Source organism: Methylophilus glucosoxydans (assembly GCF_042676145.1).
Classification (GTDB): Bacteria; Pseudomonadota; Gammaproteobacteria; order Burkholderiales; family Methylophilaceae; genus Methylophilus; species Methylophilus glucosoxydans.
Window position 1 is genome coordinate 1 of record NZ_JBHTJW010000004.1, and the last position, 21246, is coordinate 21246.

11 protein-coding genes are annotated in these 21246 nt (G+C 56.6%); 5 read left to right on the forward strand and 6 right to left on the reverse strand.

What is annotated here, in order from left to right; all coding sequences use genetic code 11:
• From ACFQ1T_RS13560 to ACFQ1T_RS13580, 5 genes are all read right to left on the reverse strand, one after another.
• A partial coding sequence (locus ACFQ1T_RS13560; RefSeq protein ID WP_379077710.1) for a hypothetical protein occupies positions 1–734 on the reverse strand: 734 nt, incomplete at its 3' end.
• A 424-nt stretch (positions 735–1158) separates the two neighbouring features.
• Positions 1159–1413 (reverse strand): hypothetical protein, encoded by a 255-nt coding sequence (locus ACFQ1T_RS13565; RefSeq protein ID WP_379077713.1) that lies wholly within the window; start codon positions 1411–1413, stop codon positions 1159–1161.
• 159 nt (positions 1414–1572) lie between these two features.
• Complete coding sequence (locus ACFQ1T_RS13570) at positions 1573–2232, reverse strand: NAD(P)H-dependent oxidoreductase (RefSeq protein ID WP_194747080.1); 660 nt, start codon at positions 2230–2232, stop codon at positions 1573–1575.
• Between the two features lie 10 nt (positions 2233–2242).
• Positions 2243–5641 (reverse strand): UvrD-helicase domain-containing protein, encoded by a 3399-nt coding sequence (locus ACFQ1T_RS13575; RefSeq protein ID WP_379077862.1) that lies wholly within the window; start codon positions 5639–5641, stop codon positions 2243–2245.
• Positions 5641–8412: a PD-(D/E)XK nuclease family protein gene (locus tag ACFQ1T_RS13580; RefSeq protein ID WP_379077716.1), complete on the reverse strand. Its 2772-nt coding sequence runs from the start codon at positions 8410–8412 to the stop codon at positions 5641–5643. The genes ACFQ1T_RS13575 and ACFQ1T_RS13580 overlap by 1 nt, the downstream gene beginning before the upstream one ends.
• Positions 8413–8659: 247 nt before the next feature.
• Here ACFQ1T_RS13580 and ACFQ1T_RS13585 point away from each other — a divergent pair, with 247 nt between their 5' ends.
• The 3 genes from ACFQ1T_RS13585 (at position 8660) to ACFQ1T_RS13595 (ending at position 17343) form a co-directional block, all read left to right on the forward strand.
• Complete coding sequence (locus ACFQ1T_RS13585) at positions 8660–14650, forward strand: alpha-2-macroglobulin family protein (RefSeq protein ID WP_379077719.1); 5991 nt, start codon at positions 8660–8662, stop codon at positions 14648–14650.
• A 5-nt stretch (positions 14651–14655) separates the two neighbouring features.
• Positions 14656–16851: a penicillin-binding protein 1C gene (pbpC, locus tag ACFQ1T_RS13590; protein WP_379077721.1), complete on the forward strand. Its 2196-nt coding sequence runs from the start codon at positions 14656–14658 to the stop codon at positions 16849–16851.
• 123 nt (positions 16852–16974) lie between these two features.
• Entirely contained in the window at positions 16975–17343 is a 369-nt protein-coding gene (locus ACFQ1T_RS13595; protein ID WP_379077724.1) for a hypothetical protein, read from the forward strand.
• Positions 17344–17407: 64 nt separating this feature from the next.
• Here the strand turns inward: ACFQ1T_RS13595 and ACFQ1T_RS13600 are convergent, their stop codons facing one another.
• A complete protein-coding gene (locus ACFQ1T_RS13600) occupies positions 17408–19945 on the reverse strand; it encodes a methyl-accepting chemotaxis protein (protein ID WP_379077727.1) in 2538 nt (845 codons plus the stop codon).
• Positions 19946–20213: 268 nt separating this feature from the next.
• Between ACFQ1T_RS13600 and greB the strand changes: the two genes are divergently transcribed.
• Complete coding sequence (gene greB, locus ACFQ1T_RS13605; RefSeq protein WP_194747074.1) at positions 20214–20696, forward strand: transcription elongation factor GreB; 483 nt, start codon at positions 20214–20216, stop codon at positions 20694–20696.
• Positions 20697–20789: 93 nt separating this feature from the next.
• Positions 20790–21200 carry a hypothetical protein gene (locus ACFQ1T_RS13610; protein ID WP_338657244.1) on the forward strand — a complete coding sequence of 137 codons (411 nt, stop codon included), beginning with the start codon at positions 20790–20792 and terminating at the stop codon, positions 21198–21200.
• Positions 21201–21246 lie beyond the last annotated feature (46 nt).

The window sequence follows — 21246 nt, forward strand, 5'->3', positions numbered from 1 at the left end:
AGCGTACCTGACTTTACATTGACGGTACCAGAGTTGTTGAAAGCGGTATTAATGCTTGTTTGTTTGCCGGAAGCATCTTGCACAAAGGTACCAGCGTTGTTGAAGGTGTTGTCTGATGACCAATAGTTCTGAATGGTGTTGTCATAAACATTTGCACCATTGTCACGGACATCGCCCTTACTGGTGAATGTGCCGTTGTTATTGATGACACTTGCTTTACTCACATTGAGCGCAGCACTTTGAAAAGCAGTATTGCCGTTCAGGTTTAGTGTGCGACCAGACTCATCGTTACCTAAATGTTGATAAGAGTAGTTATTACCATCGCCGATGGTTGCATTGCCGCTGACAGTTGTGGTGCCATTGCCTTTTTGAGTCGAGCCATAGCCAAACCAGTTGAGCACTGTGGTCAACAAACTACCACTACCACCGATGGTGCCGCCTGTGTGATTAATCCCCAAAACAGTGTGGCTTATATCAAGGTTAACAAACCCATTATTTATCTCGGCAATATCATTCAAGCCTGGAATGATATTGTTTAAGCCATCACTCCAGCTGCTTTCTGTAAACCAGTCATTTGTGCTGCCATCCCAAACAATCGTTGCAGCATTTGCTGGAGCAGAGAGTGTCATGACTGCTGCTGCGATTGGTGCAAGTTTGAATAAGCTTTTTTTGTGCGATGAATTGAATGCTATTTGTTTGGCCGACGAATTACCTGGCCTGCGGTTGCTGGACATAAAAACTCCTCTCAAGATTTAGGCGATTTGGTCAGCCTGTTTTATAAAATTTTTTCAGTGGCAAAAAATTTATACAGGTGTTAATCCCTGATATTTTTCTGTGAGTATCTATTGGAGAGGTATGGGTGTCTATTCCATAAATATGGAATAACTGGCAGATTTTTAAGTCACGAAAGATGGTTTTTTTATTGGTGACTTGGTTTAAGTGTTTGTAATCAAAACAAGTTCTTAAATTATCAACAAAAACTGGAAATGTGATTTTTTTATGACATGCGGCACTGGAGCTTCATTTTAGGTAACGATCTGCGACAGGCGTATGAGCTTTTTGTGGACCTAAGGATAGACATTTTATAGATTTAAACCAAAAAGGCCGTTTACCGGCCTTTTATTTTAGCTGTATGGTTCACAGACTAGGCAAGCCAGATCAGGCAAGCATGGTCTCCGAGTCCGAGCTGTCAGCTTGATCATCATCGTTGCTAGCTATTTTGGCTGTCATGTTGCGATACGTATTTTCGCAGGCATCAAACGTCAAGACGCATGGCACCACGGCATGCGAGAAGGGAAGGCCTGCAGGCGCAATCTCATGCGATAACGTCCAGTGACCTGTAGTTGCATTGGCCGCAACACTTGCCAACATGAGCACATTGCAAGCGAACATATTTTTAAATACTGATTTCATCCGTCACCCCTTTATTTATTTTGAAATCAGACTGTAGCAAAGGGTGGCAAGTCATTTAAATAGCCCTTTGAGGCCAATGCTTGAAGCGTCGCCGTGCGTGAACAATCAAGGTGTCACTGCGTAGTGTTCAGCAGGGGTATCCGAACGCTCCAAGTAAGCTCACTTCCAGGTGACTACCTGCGCCATGGCCCGGCGTGTTTTCGCTTTGGGTGCATGTTTGCGGTAACCAAAGGCGACCATATAGGCCAGTCCATATTCTTGCAGGTTTACGCCAAACTGCTCTGCCAGCAAGGTCTCGGTTTCTTGTTGTTTAAAGCCTTCAATCGGGCAACTGTCTATGCCACGCATGGCGGCGACGGTCATCATGTTGGCCAGCGCGATGTAGCATTGTTTGCTGGCCCAGTCGAACAGTTTGCGCTCGTCTGTGAGGCCAAAGTCAGACTGTTGAAACTGTTTGTAAAAGCCCAGTCGCATGTTGGCGATGTCGTCCGGATGGTGCTGCACTTCACGCATGAATTGCGGCAGGTAGGGGCTGTCTGCGTCCAGAAAGGGAGATTTCATGGCCAGACACAATACAAAGTGGCTGGCGGTATCCAGCTTGAGCGGCGCGCCCCAGGCATGCTGCTTCAGGCTTTCGCGTAGGGTTTTATCTTGCACCACAATAAAATGCCAGGGCTCAAAGCCGAATGAGCTGGGTGAGAGGCGGGCGGCTTCCAGGATCAATTCAAATTCTTCTGCAGGAATCTGTTTGCTGGCATCAAATTCTTTACAGGCATGGCGGAATTGAAATGCATCGAGAATCGCTTGTGTATCTATCATCATCTGTCCTTCAAATAATCTCCACAGGCACGAGTTTGCCTGCGCTTAAAAATAAAATAGCCGTTTTCACCGGCAAGCCTTCGGCCGCAAACAGCTGGGCATAGGCAGCTAATTGTGGCTTGAACGTGGCTGCCAGGCTGGGTAAATCGTCACTTGCTGTGACGGGGGCCGATTTGTAATCGACAATCCAGCGTACACCCTCAGCAACAAAAGTACGGTCTATGACTTTTTTATTGGCGGCAAGTTGCTCCATCGCTAGCTCAGAGGCTGCTTGCGGATGGTCAGCAAGCACCCAGCGGCCATCCGCTGATTGCAGCGTGGTGGTGAGCAGCGTCGCCACTTGCTGGCTGGCTGGCACGGCCTCCGCTTCAGCATAACCTTGCTGCGAAAACCAGCGTTGCATGGCTGCCAGCAATTCCTGGCAACCCGTGCTGCCGTGGGCTTGCCAGGCAGCCAGGCCTTGCTCGGCAATCAGTTGCAGGTAAAGGTGGGCGAGGGTGCCGATATCGGCCTCCAGGCTGCTGACGGTGCTGTCTGCGTGGGCCGTGGCATCATAAGCGCGCGCGAGATCGTTGCTGGGTTGCAAGAGGGCGGGACTGGTGGCTTGCGGCAAGCGGATCAGCTTGGGCACAAACTGCCGGATATCGGCCTGCTGGCTTTGTTGCGGGTAGCGGACCACGATATCTTGTTCGCGATTGAAATGCGTACTCACGGCTGGCCACAGCAGCTGTAAAAACGTATTTTTACGGGGTTGCGCGTCACCATTTTTATCCGGTTTGGCAATGCCGAGCAGATGCAACTGGCGCTCGGCCCTGGTTGCAGCCACATACAGCACGCGGGCGTCTTCATAGGCCGCACGGGTTTTGTCGAGGTCATTCAGGTAATCGTAGGGCGTGACACCGGTGTACTGTCGCTTGAGGGCTGTGGGTACAAAGGGTGCCGCGACCAGTGCGACGTCACCATCGGCTGTCGTGACTTCTTCCCAAATCACCAGCTTGGCGTCATCGGGCGGGTTGCTGCCATCCAGGCCCGGCAGAATGACCGTGTCAAACTCCAGACCCTTGGATTTGTGGATGGTCATGAATTGCAAGCGGTCATCGGCTTTGGCATCGGGGGCCGCATACAGTTTTTTCACATCTTCGGCCAGGCTTTGCGGGCTGAACTGGCCGTGTTGCTCGAGCGCGGCAATGCGGGCAAAAAACGCCTGCACATCTTGCACATCGTTTTCGTTCCATAAGCAGTGTGCGCCGCCCAGCCTCAACCAGGTGTTGTGCACCCAGCGGCTGGTGGCGGTGCGGGACCGCCATTGCAAGGCCGTTTGCATGACCTCACGCACATGGCGGGCGCGGGTCTGGCCATCTGCACTCAGGCGTGCCATCACTTGTTCATCTTCGAGCAGACTCATGACGCTGCGTTGCCCGTCCTGGCCGATTAAGGCATGCAGATCGGCCAGCGTCAGTCCGCACCAGGGTGCGCGCAGCAAGGCCAGCCAATGCACGCGATCAGCCCGCTGGTGCAGGGCGTAGGTGAGCGTCAGCAGGTCTTGCACAATCTGGCGGTTTGCCAGCTCTTCAATCTCCACCGCCTGAAAGCTCAACTCGGCATGGTTGCGCCGCATTTCTGTGACCAGCGCATGCAAGTGCTTTCGTGCACGCACCAGCACGGCAATGGTGGCATCTGGCTGTTCGGCGCGTGTTTGCTGGATAATGCGGATAATCTGTTCGGCTTCGAGTCGGCGCAGATCTGCCGGTTCTTCCTCTTCATGTTCGCTGACTGGCTGGATCAGCGGATGCACAAACACCCCCTCACCAGGCAGAGACGGGCGCGTGGCGACAAAAGGCCGGTAAGCAATCGCGCCTTGCTGCGGGGCATCCTCAGACGGCAGCATGCCTTTAAAGGTCTGGTTGATCCATTCGACCACGGCCGGGCACGAGCGGTTATTGCGCCACAGTTTGAGCGGGGTCAGCGCGATGTCACCGATGCCGAATTCGGCCGCATTCAAAAACAGGCCGACATTGGCTTTGCGGAAGCGGTAAATCGACTGCATGGGGTCGCCCACGGTAAACAGGGTACGGCCATCGCCCGCTTGCCAGCCGCGCGTCAGCGCCTTGAGCAGGTCGATCTGCATCGGGCTGGTATCCTGAAACTCATCGACCAGCAGATGCTGTATGCGGTAGTCCAGCCGCATGGCCAGCTCGCTTGCTTCGCCGCCTTCTACCAACGCTTGCAAGGCGCGCTGGGCGATCTCGACAAAGTCGACTTCGTTTTGCGCCTGAAAGTGCAACCAGAGCTGGGCCGCGGCAATATTCAATAGCTGGCTCAAGTCTGCAATCAGCGCCTCGTCACGGGCATTGGGGTCTGGCAGCATGCGGATGCGCGCCAGGCTGCGTTCTGCGCGGCGATCTTGTGCCAGGCCGTCCAGAATCTCGGTCAAGGCCTCCTTGTAAGGCTTGGCTTCGTCGGTGGCAGGCAGTCCCATGTTTTTATCCAGCCGTTTGCGCAGCCCCCCCGTGCCGGTCAATAACAACTCGGCCAGCGCGCGCCAGTTCGGCAAATCAGCCAGGCGAGGTTGCAAAGCCACTTGCCAATCGCGTAGCTGAGCGATGGCGTGCGTGTCTGGGAGTTGACTGCCGGCATAGCGCGCAATGGGCATCAGCGCCTGTTGCAAACGGGCGGGCAGATGCTGGTGAATCTGCGCCAGCTCACCTTCAATTAAATGCACCAGTGCCAGTTGCCCAGACAGTGTGTGCCCGGTCTGGCTGTGATGCAGCCATTGTTCGCGTTTGGCCAGCATGGACATGAGTAGGGCTTCCAGCCGGGTTTGATCATTATCCATATAGCGCAACACTCGCCGCACCGGTTCGCCCAGCACAGGCTCATCCATGCTTTGCAGCGCCAGCCCGGCGGCTTCGCGGTAGTAACTCCACGCATCTTCTGTCACCGCCGGTTGCGTGCCAAAGCGGCTCAGCAACGGCATTTGCCGTGCCAGGTTGGCACATAACGAGTCTATGGTGTAAATCCGCAAGCGGGCCGGACTTTGCAGCAATTGCCAGTTGAGCGCGGCCGAGCGCTGCAAGGCTTGCTGGCCCAGTGCAAACGTGATTTTCTTGTGTGCGGCTTCGGGTGCCACGCCACTGGCCGCCAGCAACAGGCTATCCAGAATCCGTACGCGCATCTCCGAAGCGGCCTTGTTGGTAAAGGTGATGGCGATAATTTCTTCGGGGGCTTGTACGGTTTGCAGCAACTTGAGAAAACGCTGGGTCAGTAACTCGGTTTTGCCCGCGCCCGCCGGGGCCTCGACAATAAATGACTCCAGCGCCAGCGCGCGTTCACGGTTGGCGGCATCCAGTGTCAGCGCCTCTGACAAAACGGTCTCTGCTGTCATCGTTGATGGTGTTTCTGAGTGCATCATGCGGCACCTTTTGATTTCAAGTGCGCCGATTGCAAGAGGCCAGATTGCAAGTGCTCAAACTGCAATTGCCGCTCTGGCAATCTAAGCAAAGGCAACACATCGCAATAATCCAGATCCTGCTCCGCCTCAAACAGCACCGCCGCCTCGCCCGCCTTGAGGGATTGCGCAGTTAACGTGATTTGCGTGCGCCAGTGCTGCAGAATCGACGGCCAGTCGGGAAAGTCTGCCGGGTCAAACAGTTTGTTTTTTTCGTGATTAAACGCTTTGACGCCAGGCACAATATCTTCTTCGGCGGCGATGCCGGCAAAGCCACCATCCGTGAGCCGCAGCTTGCCAAAGCAGACCGCCGCAATCTCGGCGTCTTGCAAAATAAAGGCCGCATAAATGGGCAGTTGTGGTTCGGTGATTTTATCGCTGGCCCAGTTTTTGGTGTCAGGCATGCTGCCAGTTTTGTAATCAATCACCACCAGGCGGCCATCTGCTAGCGTATCCACGCGGTCTATCACCAGTTTGACCTGGATACCTTCAATCAGCGGCTTAAAGGTTTTTTCAACCAGTGACACGGTAAACGGTTGCATGCGCTCGCGCTCGACTTGCAGCAGCCAGGTCAGGGCGAGTTTGCTCAGGCGCTCGGCTTCGAGCTGGCAAAACACCTCTGTAAATGGCTGCGAAAACTCGGTATTGAATTCGGCCATGACTTGTGCGGCAAGGGCGTCCAGCTGACTTTTCAATTCCTCTTCAGCACAGCTTTGCCAGTCCTCGCGCGGTTGTTGCCAAAATGCCGCCATCACGCGGTGGATGAGGTCGCCGCGCTGCATGACATCCAGCCCGTTATGCGGCGTCTCCAGTTTGCGGGCTTTAAGCCGGTATTGGTAAAACGCCCACGCCGGGCAAATCGCCTGCGCACGCAGCAGGCCAGTGCCGCCACTGACGTGTTCGCCTTCTTGCACGGGCGGGGCCTGATGGTCGTCTAACCATTGCCAGTGCTCGGGCTGGCTGGTGGCCAGGGTTTCCGCCAGCGTGGCGACCCCGGCACTGGCAGCGACTTCGGCAATGTCTTGAATCAGCGGGCTCATGCGCAACAGGCGGTCACCTTCTTTTTGCGCATAAGAAAAAATGACCCGGTGCGCCGTGCCCAGCAGGCGCTGGTGAATCTGGCTGGCAAAGGCGATTTGCACCTCACTGCTGGCATTGGGCGTGCCTGCCTGCCGTTGCAGCTCGGCCGGGATCAGGGCGTTGGTGCGCGACAGCGGGGGCCACACATGGTCGTTCATGCCCATCACCCACACCCCGTCCAGCGGCTGGGCACTGGCTTCCAGCATGCCCATGACGGTGAGGTTGGGCTGGCGCACGGTTTGCGGTTGAAAAATCTGTGCCTGACATAATTGTGTCAGCCGCTGGATGGCTGTAATGGCCGGGATGGGGCCCAGCCAGGCATCCAGCGCACCGAGTTGCACCATGACCTTGTAAAACGATTGCTGGCACTGGTATTCATGGCTGGAAAGGCTGCGCTCGCCTGGCCAATGGCTGGCGGTGAGCAGTGCCGTCAGGCTCTTGGCCCAGGCCGAAGGCAGTTGTTTGGCAGGTAGCTGTCTGGCCGTGGTCAGCAAGGCGTTGAGGTCTTGTAATAGCGCCGGACTATGAATCGCATGCTCATCTTGCTGCTTGCGGGTAATAAACCGCGCAAAGGTCGTGGCCTTGACTTGCAAGGGCAACTGGCGGCGCATTTCGGCGTCCAGCGCGGCGCGCGCATCGGCTTCAAATAGGGCTTGTGACCAATACACATCCGCCAGCAGCGCTGACAGCTCGGTTTGTGCCAGCGGCGTGTGTTGAAAAGCCAGCCGCAACAGGGTTAAGGCGGTATTCACCAGCGGCCAGCGCGTTAACGGCGTGCCCAGCGAAAACTCATAACAGCGGAGGATTTCGGCATGCGCAGGATGCAAGGCCTCAGGATGAAAGGTGTCATCCAGCAGATTGGCCAGTGTGTCGCGCACAGCTTCCAGGTCTGGCACCACGATGGCCAGCCTGGCCTGTTTGTGGGTGCTGAGTGTCTGCTTGGCCCAATGCACGGCAGCGCGCATTTCGTCCAGGCTCTCAGCAAAGGCCATGCGCTGCACCTGCTGCGCGGTGATGCGATGTTCAAAGGGCTCTACGGTCACACCTGCGGCTTGCAAACGGTCGATCAGACGCTGCAAATGCGGATTGATGCGGTCAAACCCGGCCAGGGCAATGCGCTCGGGCAACGGTAGCAAGCCCTGTTGCAGTTGTGCCAATTGCCAGGCTTGGTAACGCACGCCCTCAAGATAGCCACTTTGCTTGCACAGCATCTGAAATTGCTGGCGCCACTGCATGAACTGGCGGGTCTCCTCACTGGCTGCGTCCATATCCAGGCTGATATTCCACTCAATCAGGTAGCGGTTCGCCTCCATCGCCGCGCTGGCGAGGCCGTTAGTGTTCAATAAATCGAGGTGGTCATGCTGGCGCAGACAATGCTGAATCGCTTGCTCCCACAGCAGCGCCTCTTGCGTGGAGGAGAGCATGCCCGCCGGGGCATCCGCCACGGCAATGCGGCCACATAAAATGGCTTGCTCAGTGAGCTGGTGCAGCCAGTCTTGCAGCGGAAACACCTGCGGTGCCTGCCATTGCAACAGCCCTTGCTGCGGGTAGCTGGACGATAACCATTGCCGGATACCTTGCGCCAGACGCGCGGAGGCGCAGAGGATGGTCGCCGCTGGCGTGGGTGAAGGAGGGAGAGAAGCGCTAGGCATGTTCAGCAAAGTGTCATTAACCAACAGGTCATTTTATAAGATAATGTCCCTTTCGGGCACCTCTAATCAATCAACTTGCGTCGCGAGATTGCGTTGCGCATAAAAAAGTTTTCCTCCCGTATCAACGATATGCGGCGACTGAATTTTTTAATCGCGCCATTTTTTAATCGCGCTTAGTCTGGCTTGGCAATTTGAATGATGAGAGCTGCCCTTTCGTCCGCGTTTTTGCCATATTAAGGATCACGCTATGCTGGCCCGTTTTTTGACACACGCTGTGCGCGCACAACCGGCGCGGTTTTCTGAGCGCCTTGCCAGCGGCTGGATGACTGCAAGTTGGCTGGCTGCCTGTTGTGTGCTGTGGCTAGGGTTGCTGGCCGAACATGTATGGGCGGCCGAGGCTGACACCGAAGCGCGCGTGACCTTTGCACCGCAAGGCGAGGTGAAGGCGGTCAGACAAGTCAGCGCCAGGTTTTCGCTGCCCATGGTGGCTTTTGGCGATCCGCGTCTGCCTGCACCGTTTGACATTCAATGCGATGCCAAAGGGCAGGGGCATTGGCTGGATGACAGGCAGTGGGTGTATGACTTTGAGGCCGATTTACCGGCCGGTTTGCAATGCCGCTTCTCTGTTAAAAAAGGTTTGCAAAGCGTCGCGGGCATACCGGTTTCGTCGCAATCTTTCAGTTTTTCTACCGAGGGGCCGGCCATCATCACCTCGCTGCCAGAAGAGGGCATTGAATATATCGATGAGTCGCAGGTGTTTTTGCTGGGGCTGGATGCCCCTGTCAATGAAGACAGCGTCAAGCAGCATGCGGCTTGCAGCATACAAGGGGTGGGTGAGCTGTTTCCGCTCAAGTTGATCACGGGCCAGGCACGCGAGCAGATCCTGCGCGAGCAAAAAGACCGTGCCAGCCAGTTGTTTTTGGTGTTGTTTAAAAATGCGCAGCAGGGTCTGCTCTCAGTCAAAGACCGCCGTATGCAGCAGGCGAATATTGTGGTGGCACAGTGCAGCCGCCCGTTGCCTGCGGGCAGTGAGGTGAGTTTGCATTGGGACGCAGGCATCACCTCCGTCAGTGGTGTGGTTGCCAACAAGCCGCAAGTGCTGAGGTTTAAAGTGCGCGATGCGTTTAAAGTGAATGCCAGCTGCACGCGCACCAATGCCAAGGCGGACTGTATTCCGGTGTTGCCAATACAGGTGCAATTTAATGCGCCCGTCAGTCGTCGCCAGGCTGAAGCGATTCGCCTCAAGCTGCCGGATGGCAGCACGCAAAAGCCGGTGATTGCAGACTATGCACAGGGCGAGACCCTGGAAGCTGTGCAGTTCAAGGGCCCGTTTACCGCGAATAGCCGGGTGGTGCTGCAATTGCCAGGTGACTTTAAAGATGATGCCGGGCGCGTGCCGGTCAATGCGCGCGCTTTCCCGTTGGCGATGACAATGGATGTCGATCCGCCCCTGATCAAGTTCCCGGCAAAATTTGGCATTTTGGAGCGGTATGCGCAACCTGCCTTGCCGGTGACGGTGCGTAATGTCGAGGTCACCTTGCAAGGCGCGCGCATCACCCCCGGCGCCAATGCCGAGCAATCTGGCCGTGTGGGCCGCTTGCAACCTGAGAATGATGCTGAACTGGCGGCCTGGTATTTTAAAGTCACCCAGCATCCTTATGGCAGTGGGGAGTCTGACGCCTTTTTGAAAACGCATGACCGTTACCCGCGCGAGGGAGAAATCCCCCTGCTAATAGGCAACAAGGACGTAGCTTCCAGTGAGATCCGCCTGCCGCGCAGGCAAGGGCAGAAAACGTTTGAGGTGATGGGCATCCCGCTGCAAAAGCCTGGATTCTATGTGGTCGAATTTGCCAGTGACCGCCTGGGGGCGGCGTTGCATGGCGAGCAAAAACCTTATTTTGTCTCATCTAGCGCGCTGGTCACCAACCTGGCCGTGCATTATAAAAAAGGCCATGAGTCCTCGCTGGTATGGGTGACGCGGCTGGATAATGCCAAACCGGTCTCGGGGGCCGAAGTCAGGGTGTCCACCTGCGATGGCGTCTTGCTCTGGCAAGGCAAAACTGACCGCCAGGGCCGCGCGAATATTGCACAGGCCCTTGAAGACAGCTACCGCAAAAGTTGTTATGGTCATCTGGTCACGGCACGCAAAGACGATGATTTGTCGTTTATGTTTTCACAGTGGGACGATGGCCTCAGCCCCTGGCAATTCAACCTGGGCGGCGGCGAGAGCGCGGGCCCGGTACTGGCACATACGGTATTTGACCGCCCCTTGTTCCGCGCCGGCGAAACCGTCTCCATGAAGCACTTTGTGCGCTTGCACACCGGCAAAGGACTGCGCCTGCCCGAGCGGTTGCCGGATGAGATCACCTTGACGCATCAGGGCAGCGGTGAAAGCGAGACGCGCGCGGTGCGCTGGGCCAATGCGGCCGGTACGTCTAGCTGGGTGATTCCCAAAGAAGCCAAGCTGGGCAACTATGTGGTGACCATGATGGTGGAGGGCATGGAGGTAACGATGGGGCATTTCCGGGTTGAGCAATACCGCGTGCCCTTAATGCATGCCAGCCTCAAACCGCCCGCCGCACCGGTGGTCAACCAGCGTCAATTACAGGTGGATGTGCAACTCAACTATCTGGCGGGCGGGCCTGCGGCTGGCTTGCCGGTCAAGTTTCGCAGTCGGCTAGAGCCTTATACCATGCAGTTTGCGCAGTATGAGGCGTTTCGTTTTGGCGGTGAGCGGCCACAGGAAGGGCTGCACGCCATACAACCTTTTTCTTATGACCCGGAAGAAGGCTGGAGTGATGGGCAATCCTCGGATCCAGCATCTGCTGATAGTGACAAGCGCTACCCGCCCCGCACGCAGGCGGTGACGCTGGATGGCAGTGGCGGTGCGCGTGTCACGTTTGACCGTTTGCCGGGTGTACGTACCCCCCATGCCTTGCAGGTGGAGATGGAATATGCCGACCCCAACGGCCAGATATTGACGGCAGCTACACAAGCGCTACTGCTGCCCTCGGCCGTAAATCTCGGCATTAAAATGGATAGCTATTTTGCGACGCAGCAGAGTCTGGCGTTCAAGGTGCTGGCACTGGATAGCGCAGGTAAACCGCTGGTGCGGCAACCGGTAGCCGTCGAGGCCTACCAGCGGCATACCTATGCTTACCGCAAACGGTTGCTGGGCGGGTTTTATGCCTATGAACAAACTGCTGAGGTGAAGCATGTGGGGGCGGTGTGCAACGGGCAAACCGATGGCCAGGGTTTGCTCAGTTGCAAGGGGGCGGCTCCGGCCAGTGGCGAACTGATTCTGGTGGCAACCACTAAAGACAGCAAAAAACAGCCTGCCATCGCCAGCCAGGAAGTGTATGTGGCTGATGAAGACGGCTGGTATAGCGCAGGCGCCAGCGACCGCATTGATATTTTGGCTGACAAGCGCGAGTATGCCCCGGGCGAAACGGCGCAATTTGAAGTACGCATGCCTTTCCGCGAAGCGACGGCGCTGGTGACGGTGGAGCGCGAAGGCGTACTGGCCTCGTATGTCAGCAAAATCAGCATGCAGTCGCCCATCGTCAAGGTGCCGATCGCTGCCGAGTATGGGCCTAATGCCTATGTGTCGGTGATGGTGGTGCGTGGCCGTGTCGATCCGCAAGCGCCTGGACGCTTTGCCTGGCTCAAGCGCATGGTCTATCAGGTGGGCCAGTTTTTAGGCCTGGTCGATCATTTGCCGGTTGAAGTGGATACGCGGCCAACGGCCCTGGTGGATTTAAGCAAGCCGGCCTTCAAGCTGGGCATGACGCAAATCAAGGTGGGCTGGCAAGGCTATGCCCTCAAGGTCAAGGTGGACCCTGAACGCACGGTTTACCGAGTGCGTGAACAGGCCAGGGTCAAGCTGACGGTGACAGACCCGGCAGGCAAGCCGCTCTCGAATGCCGAGGTGGCGCTGGCTGCGGTGGATGAAGGCTTGCTGCAACTGGCCAAGCCTGATTCCTGGCAGTTGCTGGAGGCCATGATGCAGCGCCGGCCGATAGAGGTATATACCTCAACGGCACAGTCGCAAGTGATTGGTAAACGCCACTTTGGTAAAAAAGCCGTCGCCCCCGGCGGCGGTGGCGGACAAGGCGCTAACGCGCGTGAGCTGTTTGACACCTTGCTGCTGTGGAAGCCCGTGATCAAGCTGGATAAACATGGCCAGGCCAGTGTCAGTATCCCGCTCAATGATGCCTTGACCAGTTTCCGCATTGCTGCGATTGCCCATGCCGGTGCATCCCGTTTTGGCTCGGGCAGTGCGCTGATCCGCACCACGCAAGACCTGATGCTGTTTTCTGGATTGCCGCCGTTTGTGCGCGAGGGGGATCAGCTGCAGGCCATGGTGACCGTGCGCAATGCCAGCCAGCGACCCCTCACCACGCAAGTGACCGCCACCCCGCTGGGCGTGGAGACCGCGCTTAAACCACAGCGCGTCAAGCTGGCCGCTGGCCAAGCCGCAACCCTGGCGTTCCCGCTACGCGTGCCTTACAACGTGACCGGCCTGGATTGGCAAATAGATGCGGCGGTGGTCGGGGAGTCTACCGCGCAACCCCCAACTCGTTTGCAAATTAAAGACCGTTTAAAAGTGCACCAGCAGGTCGGTGCGGCTTATCCGGTCCGTGTCTACCAGCAGACCATACAGCAGTTGCAAGCCGGTCAGCCCTGGCAGATGACGGTACAAGCGCCAGCGCAGGCGGTACCGGGCCGGGGTGGTATAGACGTGCGGCTTAACCGCTCGCTGGTTGGTAGCCTGTCTAGCGTGCGCGAATGGATGCAGCGCTATCCCTATATCTGTTTGGAACAGCGCGCCTCGGTGGCGGTGACGCTGGAGGATCAGGCCCGCTGGAATAGCGTGATGCTCAGTCTGGGGCAGCACCTCGATGGCGATGGCCTGGCGCGTTATTTCCCTATGGATTGGTTGCAAGGCGATGACAGCCTCACCAGTTATTTATTGCAAATTGCCGATGCTGCAGGCTATGACATCCCGGACACCGCGCGTGAGCGCATGCTCAAAGGGCTGGAAGATTTTGTCGCTGGCCGCATTCACCGCTATGGCAGCATTCAAACGGCAGATGTCGTGTTGCGCAAGCTGGCGGCGATTGATGCCCTGGCACGCTATGACCATGCCAGACCAGAAATGCTGGACGCGCTGGAGATTCGTCCCGAGCTGTGGCCGACCTCAGGCGTGATTGACTGGTTATCGATTCTTAAACGCATGCCAACGCTGCCAGAGGCTGAGCAAAAGCGCGCCCAGGCCATGCAGGTGCTGCAATCGCGCTGGATGGTTTCAGGCACCCAGTTCACGTTTTCGACCGAGAAACAGGATGACTTGTGGTGGTTGATGGTGTCGCCCGACGTGAATGCGGCGCGTACGCTGGACTTGCTGGCGGCAGACCCGCAATTGCCTGCCGAGGATGCGGGCCGTCTCGCACGTGGCTTGTTGTCGCGACAACAGGCCGGCCATTGGCGGACCACCCTGGCCAATGCCTGGGGCGTGCTGGCGTTGCGGCATTTCCAGAAAGCCCATGAACAGACTGCGGTGACTGGCCAGGTCGAGCTTAGCCTGGCGGGGCAAAGCCAGCATTTGCCGTGGTCACGCGCCGCCGTTGCCAAGCCTGCTAAAGCAGTCAATGCTACCACCCAGCCAGCGCCTTGGGCCGAAGCGGGGGGATTGCTGACGCAGTATGCCTGGCCGCAGGCGGCAGCTCCGCTGCAAATCCAGCAACAGGGTGAAGGCAAGCCTTGGGCATTTGTCACCGCCAAAGCGGCTTTACCGTTGCAAGCCCCGCTGTTTGCCGGCTATCGCTTGCAACGTGAGGTCATGCCGGTGTCGCAAAAAACGGCTGGCCGCTGGCAACGTGGCGATGTCTACCGCGTCCGCCTCACAGTTGAGGCGCAAGCCGATATGACCTGGGTGGTCATCAATGACCCGGTGCCCAGTGGCGCGACCATCCTCGGCAGTGGCCTGGGCGGAGACAGCCAGCAACTGACGCAACACGAGCAACGCCTGGGCTGGCAACGCCCGGCCTATGAAGAGCGCGCACTGGATGGTTTCAGGGCTTATTATGCCTACGTGCCCAAGGGTAAATTCACGGTCGAGTATACGGTCAGACTCAATCAGCCCGGCCAGTTCAGCCTGCCTGGCAGCCGGGTGGAGGCTATGTATGCGCCAGAAGTGTTTGCCGAGCTGCCGGTGCCTGCCATGCAGGTACAGTGAGATTGATGCGACGTTTCCTCCTGCCATTGTGGTTCAGTCTGCGCAGTCGTCCGTGGCTTTGCGTAGTGCTGGCCCTGCTGGCCGGAATCTGCCTGCTGATCCTGTGGGTGGCGACAGTGAAGGTGCCAGACTTCGGCCAGTTTAAGCAACACAGCCAGAGTTCAGAGGCCTGGCTGCTGGATCGACATGGCGCACCGCTGCAACGCTTGCGCCTGAATCATGATTACCGCAGGCTGGACTGGGTGCTGCTGGCACAGATTTCCCCACGCTTGCAGCAGGCCATGCTGGTGGCCGAGGACAAGCGCTTTTATCAGCATGCGGGGGTGGATCCGTGGGCTCTGTTGTCTGCCATCTGGGATAACCTGCATCGCCCGCATCGCCGCGGCGGGAGTACATTGACCATGCAGTTAGCCAAGTTATGGCTGCAAGACACCCAGCCCGGCTTTTCAAACACCTCACCATGGCGCTTCAAGCTGGCACAAATTCGCCTGGCACTGGCCATTGATCATGATTGGCAGAAAAACCAGATTCTGGAGGCGTATTTAAATCGGGTGACGTTTCGTGGCGAACTGGTGGGCATCGATGCGGCCGCGCGTGGCTTGCTGGCCAAAGGCCCGGCGGCACTGGATCGTCTGGATGCGGCCTTGCTGGCAGCACTGGTGCGGGCGCCAGCCGCCAGTGCTTCGCGTCTGGCCGGGCGCGCTTGCGATGTGCTGGCGCATACGCACACGCAGGATGCACGCAAAGACTGCGAGCGCTTGTGGATACGCGCCGCCTTGTTGCCGAAACGGCCTTTCCCCATGGCCGGGCAGGATGATGCGCCTCATGTGGCCAGGCGGTTGCTCACACAGGCCGGACAGCGTGACCGCAGCAGCTTGGATGCCAGTGTGCAACGTTTTGCCCGGCAAACATTGCAAACCCATCTGGCTCAACTGGCCAGCCAGCATGTGACCGACGGCGCGGTGCTGGTGCTTGACAATACCAGTGGCGAGGTACTGGCCTATGTTGGCTCCAGCGGCGATTTATCCGGGGCTGCAGCGGTGGATGGCGTGGCCGCGTTGCGGCAGCCAGGGTCTACGCTCAAGCCTTTTTTGTATGCACTGGCGATAGATCAGGGCTGGTTGCAAGCCGACTCAGTGCTGGATGACTCGCCACTGGCACTGACCACGCCCAGCGGCTTGTATATTCCGCAAGACTATGACCGCCATTTTCATGGCGCGGTCAGTGTGCGCACGGCGCTCGCCTCATCGTTAAATGTACCTGCCGTGCGCGCGTTAACGCTGGTGGGTGTGGACCGCTTTTTACACGCCCTGCAACAGCTGGGCTTGCAGGATTTGAAGCAGGACGCCGATTTTTACGGTTTTGGCCTTGCTCTGGGTGGTGCCGAAACCAGCTTGCTCCAGCTCACCAATGCTTACCGGGCACTGGCCAATGGGGGCCAGTGGCAGCCAGTCAGCTTTCACACAGGCACCAAGCCTTTGTTGCCATCACGCCAGATATTGACTCCGCAAACCAGCTTTATCATCGGTGATATTTTGTCTGACCCGGTGGCGCGCAGTATGACTTTTGGCTTGTCCAGCCCATTATCGACGCGGGGATGGGCGGCGGTGAAAACCGGCACCAGCAAAGGCATGCGAGACAACTGGGCGATCGGCTACAGCCAGCGCTATACGGTAGGGGTTTGGGTCGGTAACTTTTCTGGCGAGCCAATGTGGGATGTGTCAGGCGTGACAGGCGCAGCGCCGGTGTGGCGTGACATCATGGAATATCTGCACCGGGACAGCGCGTCTACGCCGCCGGTGCCGCCAGCCGGTGTCGTGGCGCAAACCGTGCATTATGTGCCAGCCATAGAGGCACCGCGGCAGGAATGGGTCGTGGCTAATGCTGCGTTACCTGCCGCTGCCACAATCCATCTGGCGCCAGTACGACCTCAGCTGATTGCGCCACCGGCTGGCGCCGTCATTGCCCCAGACCCGGATATTCCTGACCGTAAGCAGGCCTTGCTGGTGCAAGCCGCGTTGAGCGGGCAGGGCTGTCTGTATCTGGATCAGCAATTGATTAACCAATGCCGGTTATCGGCGTTGACGGTGCCTTTGCCAGCGCCGGGGCCTCATGAGTTGAGCCTGCGCGACAAGCATGGGCAGGTGCTGGATCAGCACCGATTTGAAGTGCGTGCGATTGCCCTGAAAGCACCGGCTTAAATCAGTGGTCTGGCGGCCGCAAGACTTGCATTCGGGATTACAATAAAGATGGCTGAAACAATGATTCATCCCTTATGATTCAGCCATACAATTCATCATTAACGGAAGAGCAGGATTTTAAACATGCGTGTATTGAAGTGGCTACTATGGTTACTGTTGCCTTTGGCCTTATTTGCAATGTATACCTGGGCCAGTTTGAGTTGGGTGTATTCATCGGGCGACCGTGTCGGCTATGTGCAAAAACTCTCGAATAAAGGCTGGTTGTGCAAAACCTGGGAGGGCGAGCTGGTGCTGGTCACGGTGCCTGGCACACAGGCTGAGAAGTTTTACTTCACGGTGCGCGATCCGGGTGTGATTGCCAAAATCAATGCTTTGTCGGGTGATCGCGTCCGGTTGCAATATGAAGAGCATAAGGGCGTACCGTCAAGCTGCTTTGGTGAGACCAGCTACTACGTTTATAACGTGTTAAAGGTGAATGACGATTACAATTAACCGTGAAGCACAAAAAATGCGCCCAGGCCGGGCGCATTTTTTTATGCCTGGGGTTAGGCAAGCTTCAGGCACTTAAGCGCCACGTCTGTTGTGGCAGGGCGAGTGTTTCTTCTGGTGTTGCCTCCAGTTTGAACTGATTGACGGAGGCCACCAGGGTGTGCACCTGTTCCAGCATGCTTTCTGCGGCCGCGGCAGCTTCTTCTACCAAGGCGGCATTTTGCTGCGTGGTCTCGTCGATGGCGGTCATCGAGGCATAAATCTGCTGCATGCCGTCACTTTGCTGACCGGCTGCTTCGGAGATAGCGCCTATGCTACTGGACACCTGTTGCACGGCCAGCACAATGTCCTGCATGGTGCGACCGGCTTGCCCCACTTGTTTGGCACTGATATTGGTTTGGCTGACCGAGGCGGCAATCAATTCCTTGATCTCTTTGGCTGAAGCGGCCGAGCGGGTGGCCAGGTTGCGCACTTCGCCTGCCACCACGGCAAAGCCACGGCCAGCTTCACCGGCACGCGCAGCTTCTACCGCTGCATTCAGCGCCAGGATGTTGGTCTGGAAGGCAATGCTGTCAATCACGCTGGTGATTTGGGCGATCTGGTCCGAGGTCTCATTGATGCCTTGCATGGTGGTCGACAGTGCTTTAAAGGCATCGCCGCCTTGCAAGGCCATCTGGTTGGCCTGACTGGCCTGCTGGCGGGCCTGACGTGCATGGTCGGCCGTTTGCTTGATATGGCTGGTCAGGGTTTCCAGACTGGCTGATGTTTCTTGCAGGGCATTGGCTTGCGTCTCGGTACGGCGTGACAGGTCGTTATTACCTTTTTCAATTTCCGCGGCAGCCACCTGTATGGTTTCAGCCGCTTGCTTGACGGTTTCTATCGGCGCCACCATGCGTTGCAGAATCTCTTGTGAGCCTTGCAAGGCCAGCCTGAAATCGCCAGCATGCGCCGTCACATCCACCAGGCTATACAGTTGGCCTTGCTGGGCTTCATCGGCAATCTGGCGCGTATCGGCTACCAGTCGTTTCACGGACAGGATGCAGGTGTTCAGATTGTTGATCAGCACCTTGAAGTCGCCATGGTACTGGTTATGGATAGGGGCGGGCAGATCTCCTGCCGCAATGCGTTTAACACAGTCTGCCGCCACATGCAGTGGCGAGACCACCGCGTCCAGGGTCTGGTTGATGCCCTGGATAATCTGACGGAAATCCCCGGCGTGTGCTTCTACGTCTACCCGTGTATCCAGTTTGCCCTGTTGTGCGTCCGAGGCCAGGTGATGAACATCGCTGATCAGCTGGTGAATCGCCTGTGCGCAGTGCTGCAGGCTGGTTTGCATCAGGTTAAAGTCACCGGCAAACTGGGTGTCAATCCGGGTCGGAATATTGCCTGCCGCCATTTGATCCAGATAATGCGCCGTGGTCTGCAAGGGCGTGACCACGGCATCCAGCGTCTGGTTAAAGCCGGCCACAATCTGCCTGAATTCACCCTGATGACGTGATTCATCCACGCGTGTGGAGAGCTGGCCCTGTTCCGCGGCGGCTGACAGCGTATGCACATCTTCCATCAGGCGCTTGAAGTTCAGGCGTACCTGCTCAATGCTCTGGTTGATGTAGCTGCGTTGACCGGGAAAAGTGGTCAGTGGCTGGTTGAAATCCCCTTCGCCAAAGGCTGTGACCACCTGCAAAGACTGGCTCTGTGCCTCAATATGCTCCTCGACCATCTGGTTAATGCCTGAAGTCAGTTGCTGGTAGGCGCCTGCAAATTGGCTGCTGTCTATGCGGTAATCAATCATGCCGGCCCGGTGCTGGCTGGACATTTCATTCAGGGATTGCACGATGTTCTGAATATTGGCTTGCATGCGCTGCATTTCGTTTAACAGTCGGGCAGTTTCGTCGCTCCCTTGTGCCGCTGCCTGAGCAATAAACTGACCATTGGCGATATGCTGCGACATGCTCAGTGCCTGATCGAGCGGTCTGGTGATGGAGTGGGTCATTTTCCAGGCGATGAGCATGGCCATGACTATCGCCACCAGTAATGCGATTTCGATCTGTTTGTTCGCGCTGGCAATGGTGGATGCAAATTGCGCAGAAGCATCCGACACGCCTGCAGTATTCATATCCATCAATAGCCTGAGGGAATGATTTAATGGCTTGTCTGCGCCTTTGACTGTCGCATCAATCTCAGTCACGCCCATGCCTTCGTTTTTGAGCGCTTCGCAGCGTTTCATGGCGTCACGATAAGTGGTCAGGGCAAGGGTGATATTGCCTAAAATCTCTTTTTCCTGGGCATTGAGCGCGCCGGTCGCGGCATAGGCTTGCATGGCTTGTTCAATATCGGTGAGGCCTTGTTCAAATTTGCGGGCTTCGCGGCCGCCTCTGAGGATGTAATTTTTAAAGTGATGTACCGCATCTCCCAGGCCTTTGCTGGCGCTTTCGATCTGGGTTCGTTTGGTCAGCTGTACGGTTTCAAACTGTTGCCAGGTCTGGTGGATATGATTAAACCCGCGCCAGGCAATCACAAAAATAAAGGTGGTAAATAAAATCAGCAATCCATAACTTAAAAACAAACGGGTGCCGACATTGAGATGGGCGAGAGACTTTTTCATGCAATTCCTCAGGGACAAACTTGAACAACGGCCAGTCATCAGGCTGGCGTGGGCGTGCAGATTGCAACGCTCAACCTATTTACGTAAAACAAGGCCTGAACTAAAGCGTTTTCATCAAACTTTCACAAATGTTTCACAAAGCGAGGATGCAACAGGCGAGTGACTGCTTGGCGGGTACTAGACGCATGATGTTGTATGATATGCTCGGCGAGCATGGGCTTGCCTCTAAAGTCAGTGTGCGGGGCACAAAGAATGGATTTGGAATTGAATGGCTGAACAAAAAAACTATATTACGCCCGAGGGCTATGCCGCCCTGGAGAAAGAGTTTCAATACCTGATTAAAGTCGACCGGCCAGAGGTGGTCCGCGTGGTGAGCTGGGCGGCAGGCAACGGTGACCGCAGCGAAAATGGGGATTACATCTACGGCAAACGACGCTTGCGGCAGATTGATTCGCGTATCCGCTTTTTAACCAAACGCATGGAAGCCGCCGAGATTGTTTACAGCCATACGCAAACCAATACTGAAAAAGTGTTTTTTGGCGCCTGGGTGACCTTGTTTAACCTTGGTGATGACAGCGAGAAAACCATACGCATCGTCGGCCAGGATGAACTGGATCCTTCACAAGGCTATATTTCGTGGGTATCGCCGATGGCGAGAGCGCTGCTGGGCAAAAATCTGGGCGATACCGTGCATGTCGTAACGCCAGGGGCCGACACCGAGTATGAAATTATTGATATCCGTTATGCCTGATGGAAGCATCGCGCCGCTCCCGCTGCTGGCAGCGTCATGTAAAAGTATCGACAAAGACTTGAACTAATCATCGCCAGGCCTTATCCTAAAGACATGCGTAAACGTCTCTGCTTGTTCCTGATTTGCTGGTTGCCATGCTTTGTCATGGCTGCCAACGTCATGTCATTGCAGATGACCTTGGCTGACCAGGCCTTCAATCTGGCCGCACATGCTGTGTCTTCGCATGACCGCTCTGCTCAAGTGCAATCGCAGGCCGAGGCCATGCCTTGCCACCATATGGCAGACGCGCATGAACATGCCATGCCTGAAGGGGATAGTGAAGTCGCGCCCGGTCATCAGTGCAGTGTCTGCGGTTTTTGCATGGTCAGCACCGGTGTGGCCGATCTACAAGCTTTTCCAGCGGTTGTCTTCTTCGCACAGTCTCATGCTGCCCCCTTGTTTGAGGCAGATCCTGTGCACTCACAAACTTACCCTCCCGCGATCAAGCCACCCATATTCGCTTAACGCCCAGGACAAATCCGTCCGTACCTAGCGTTTTTGCACAATGCGT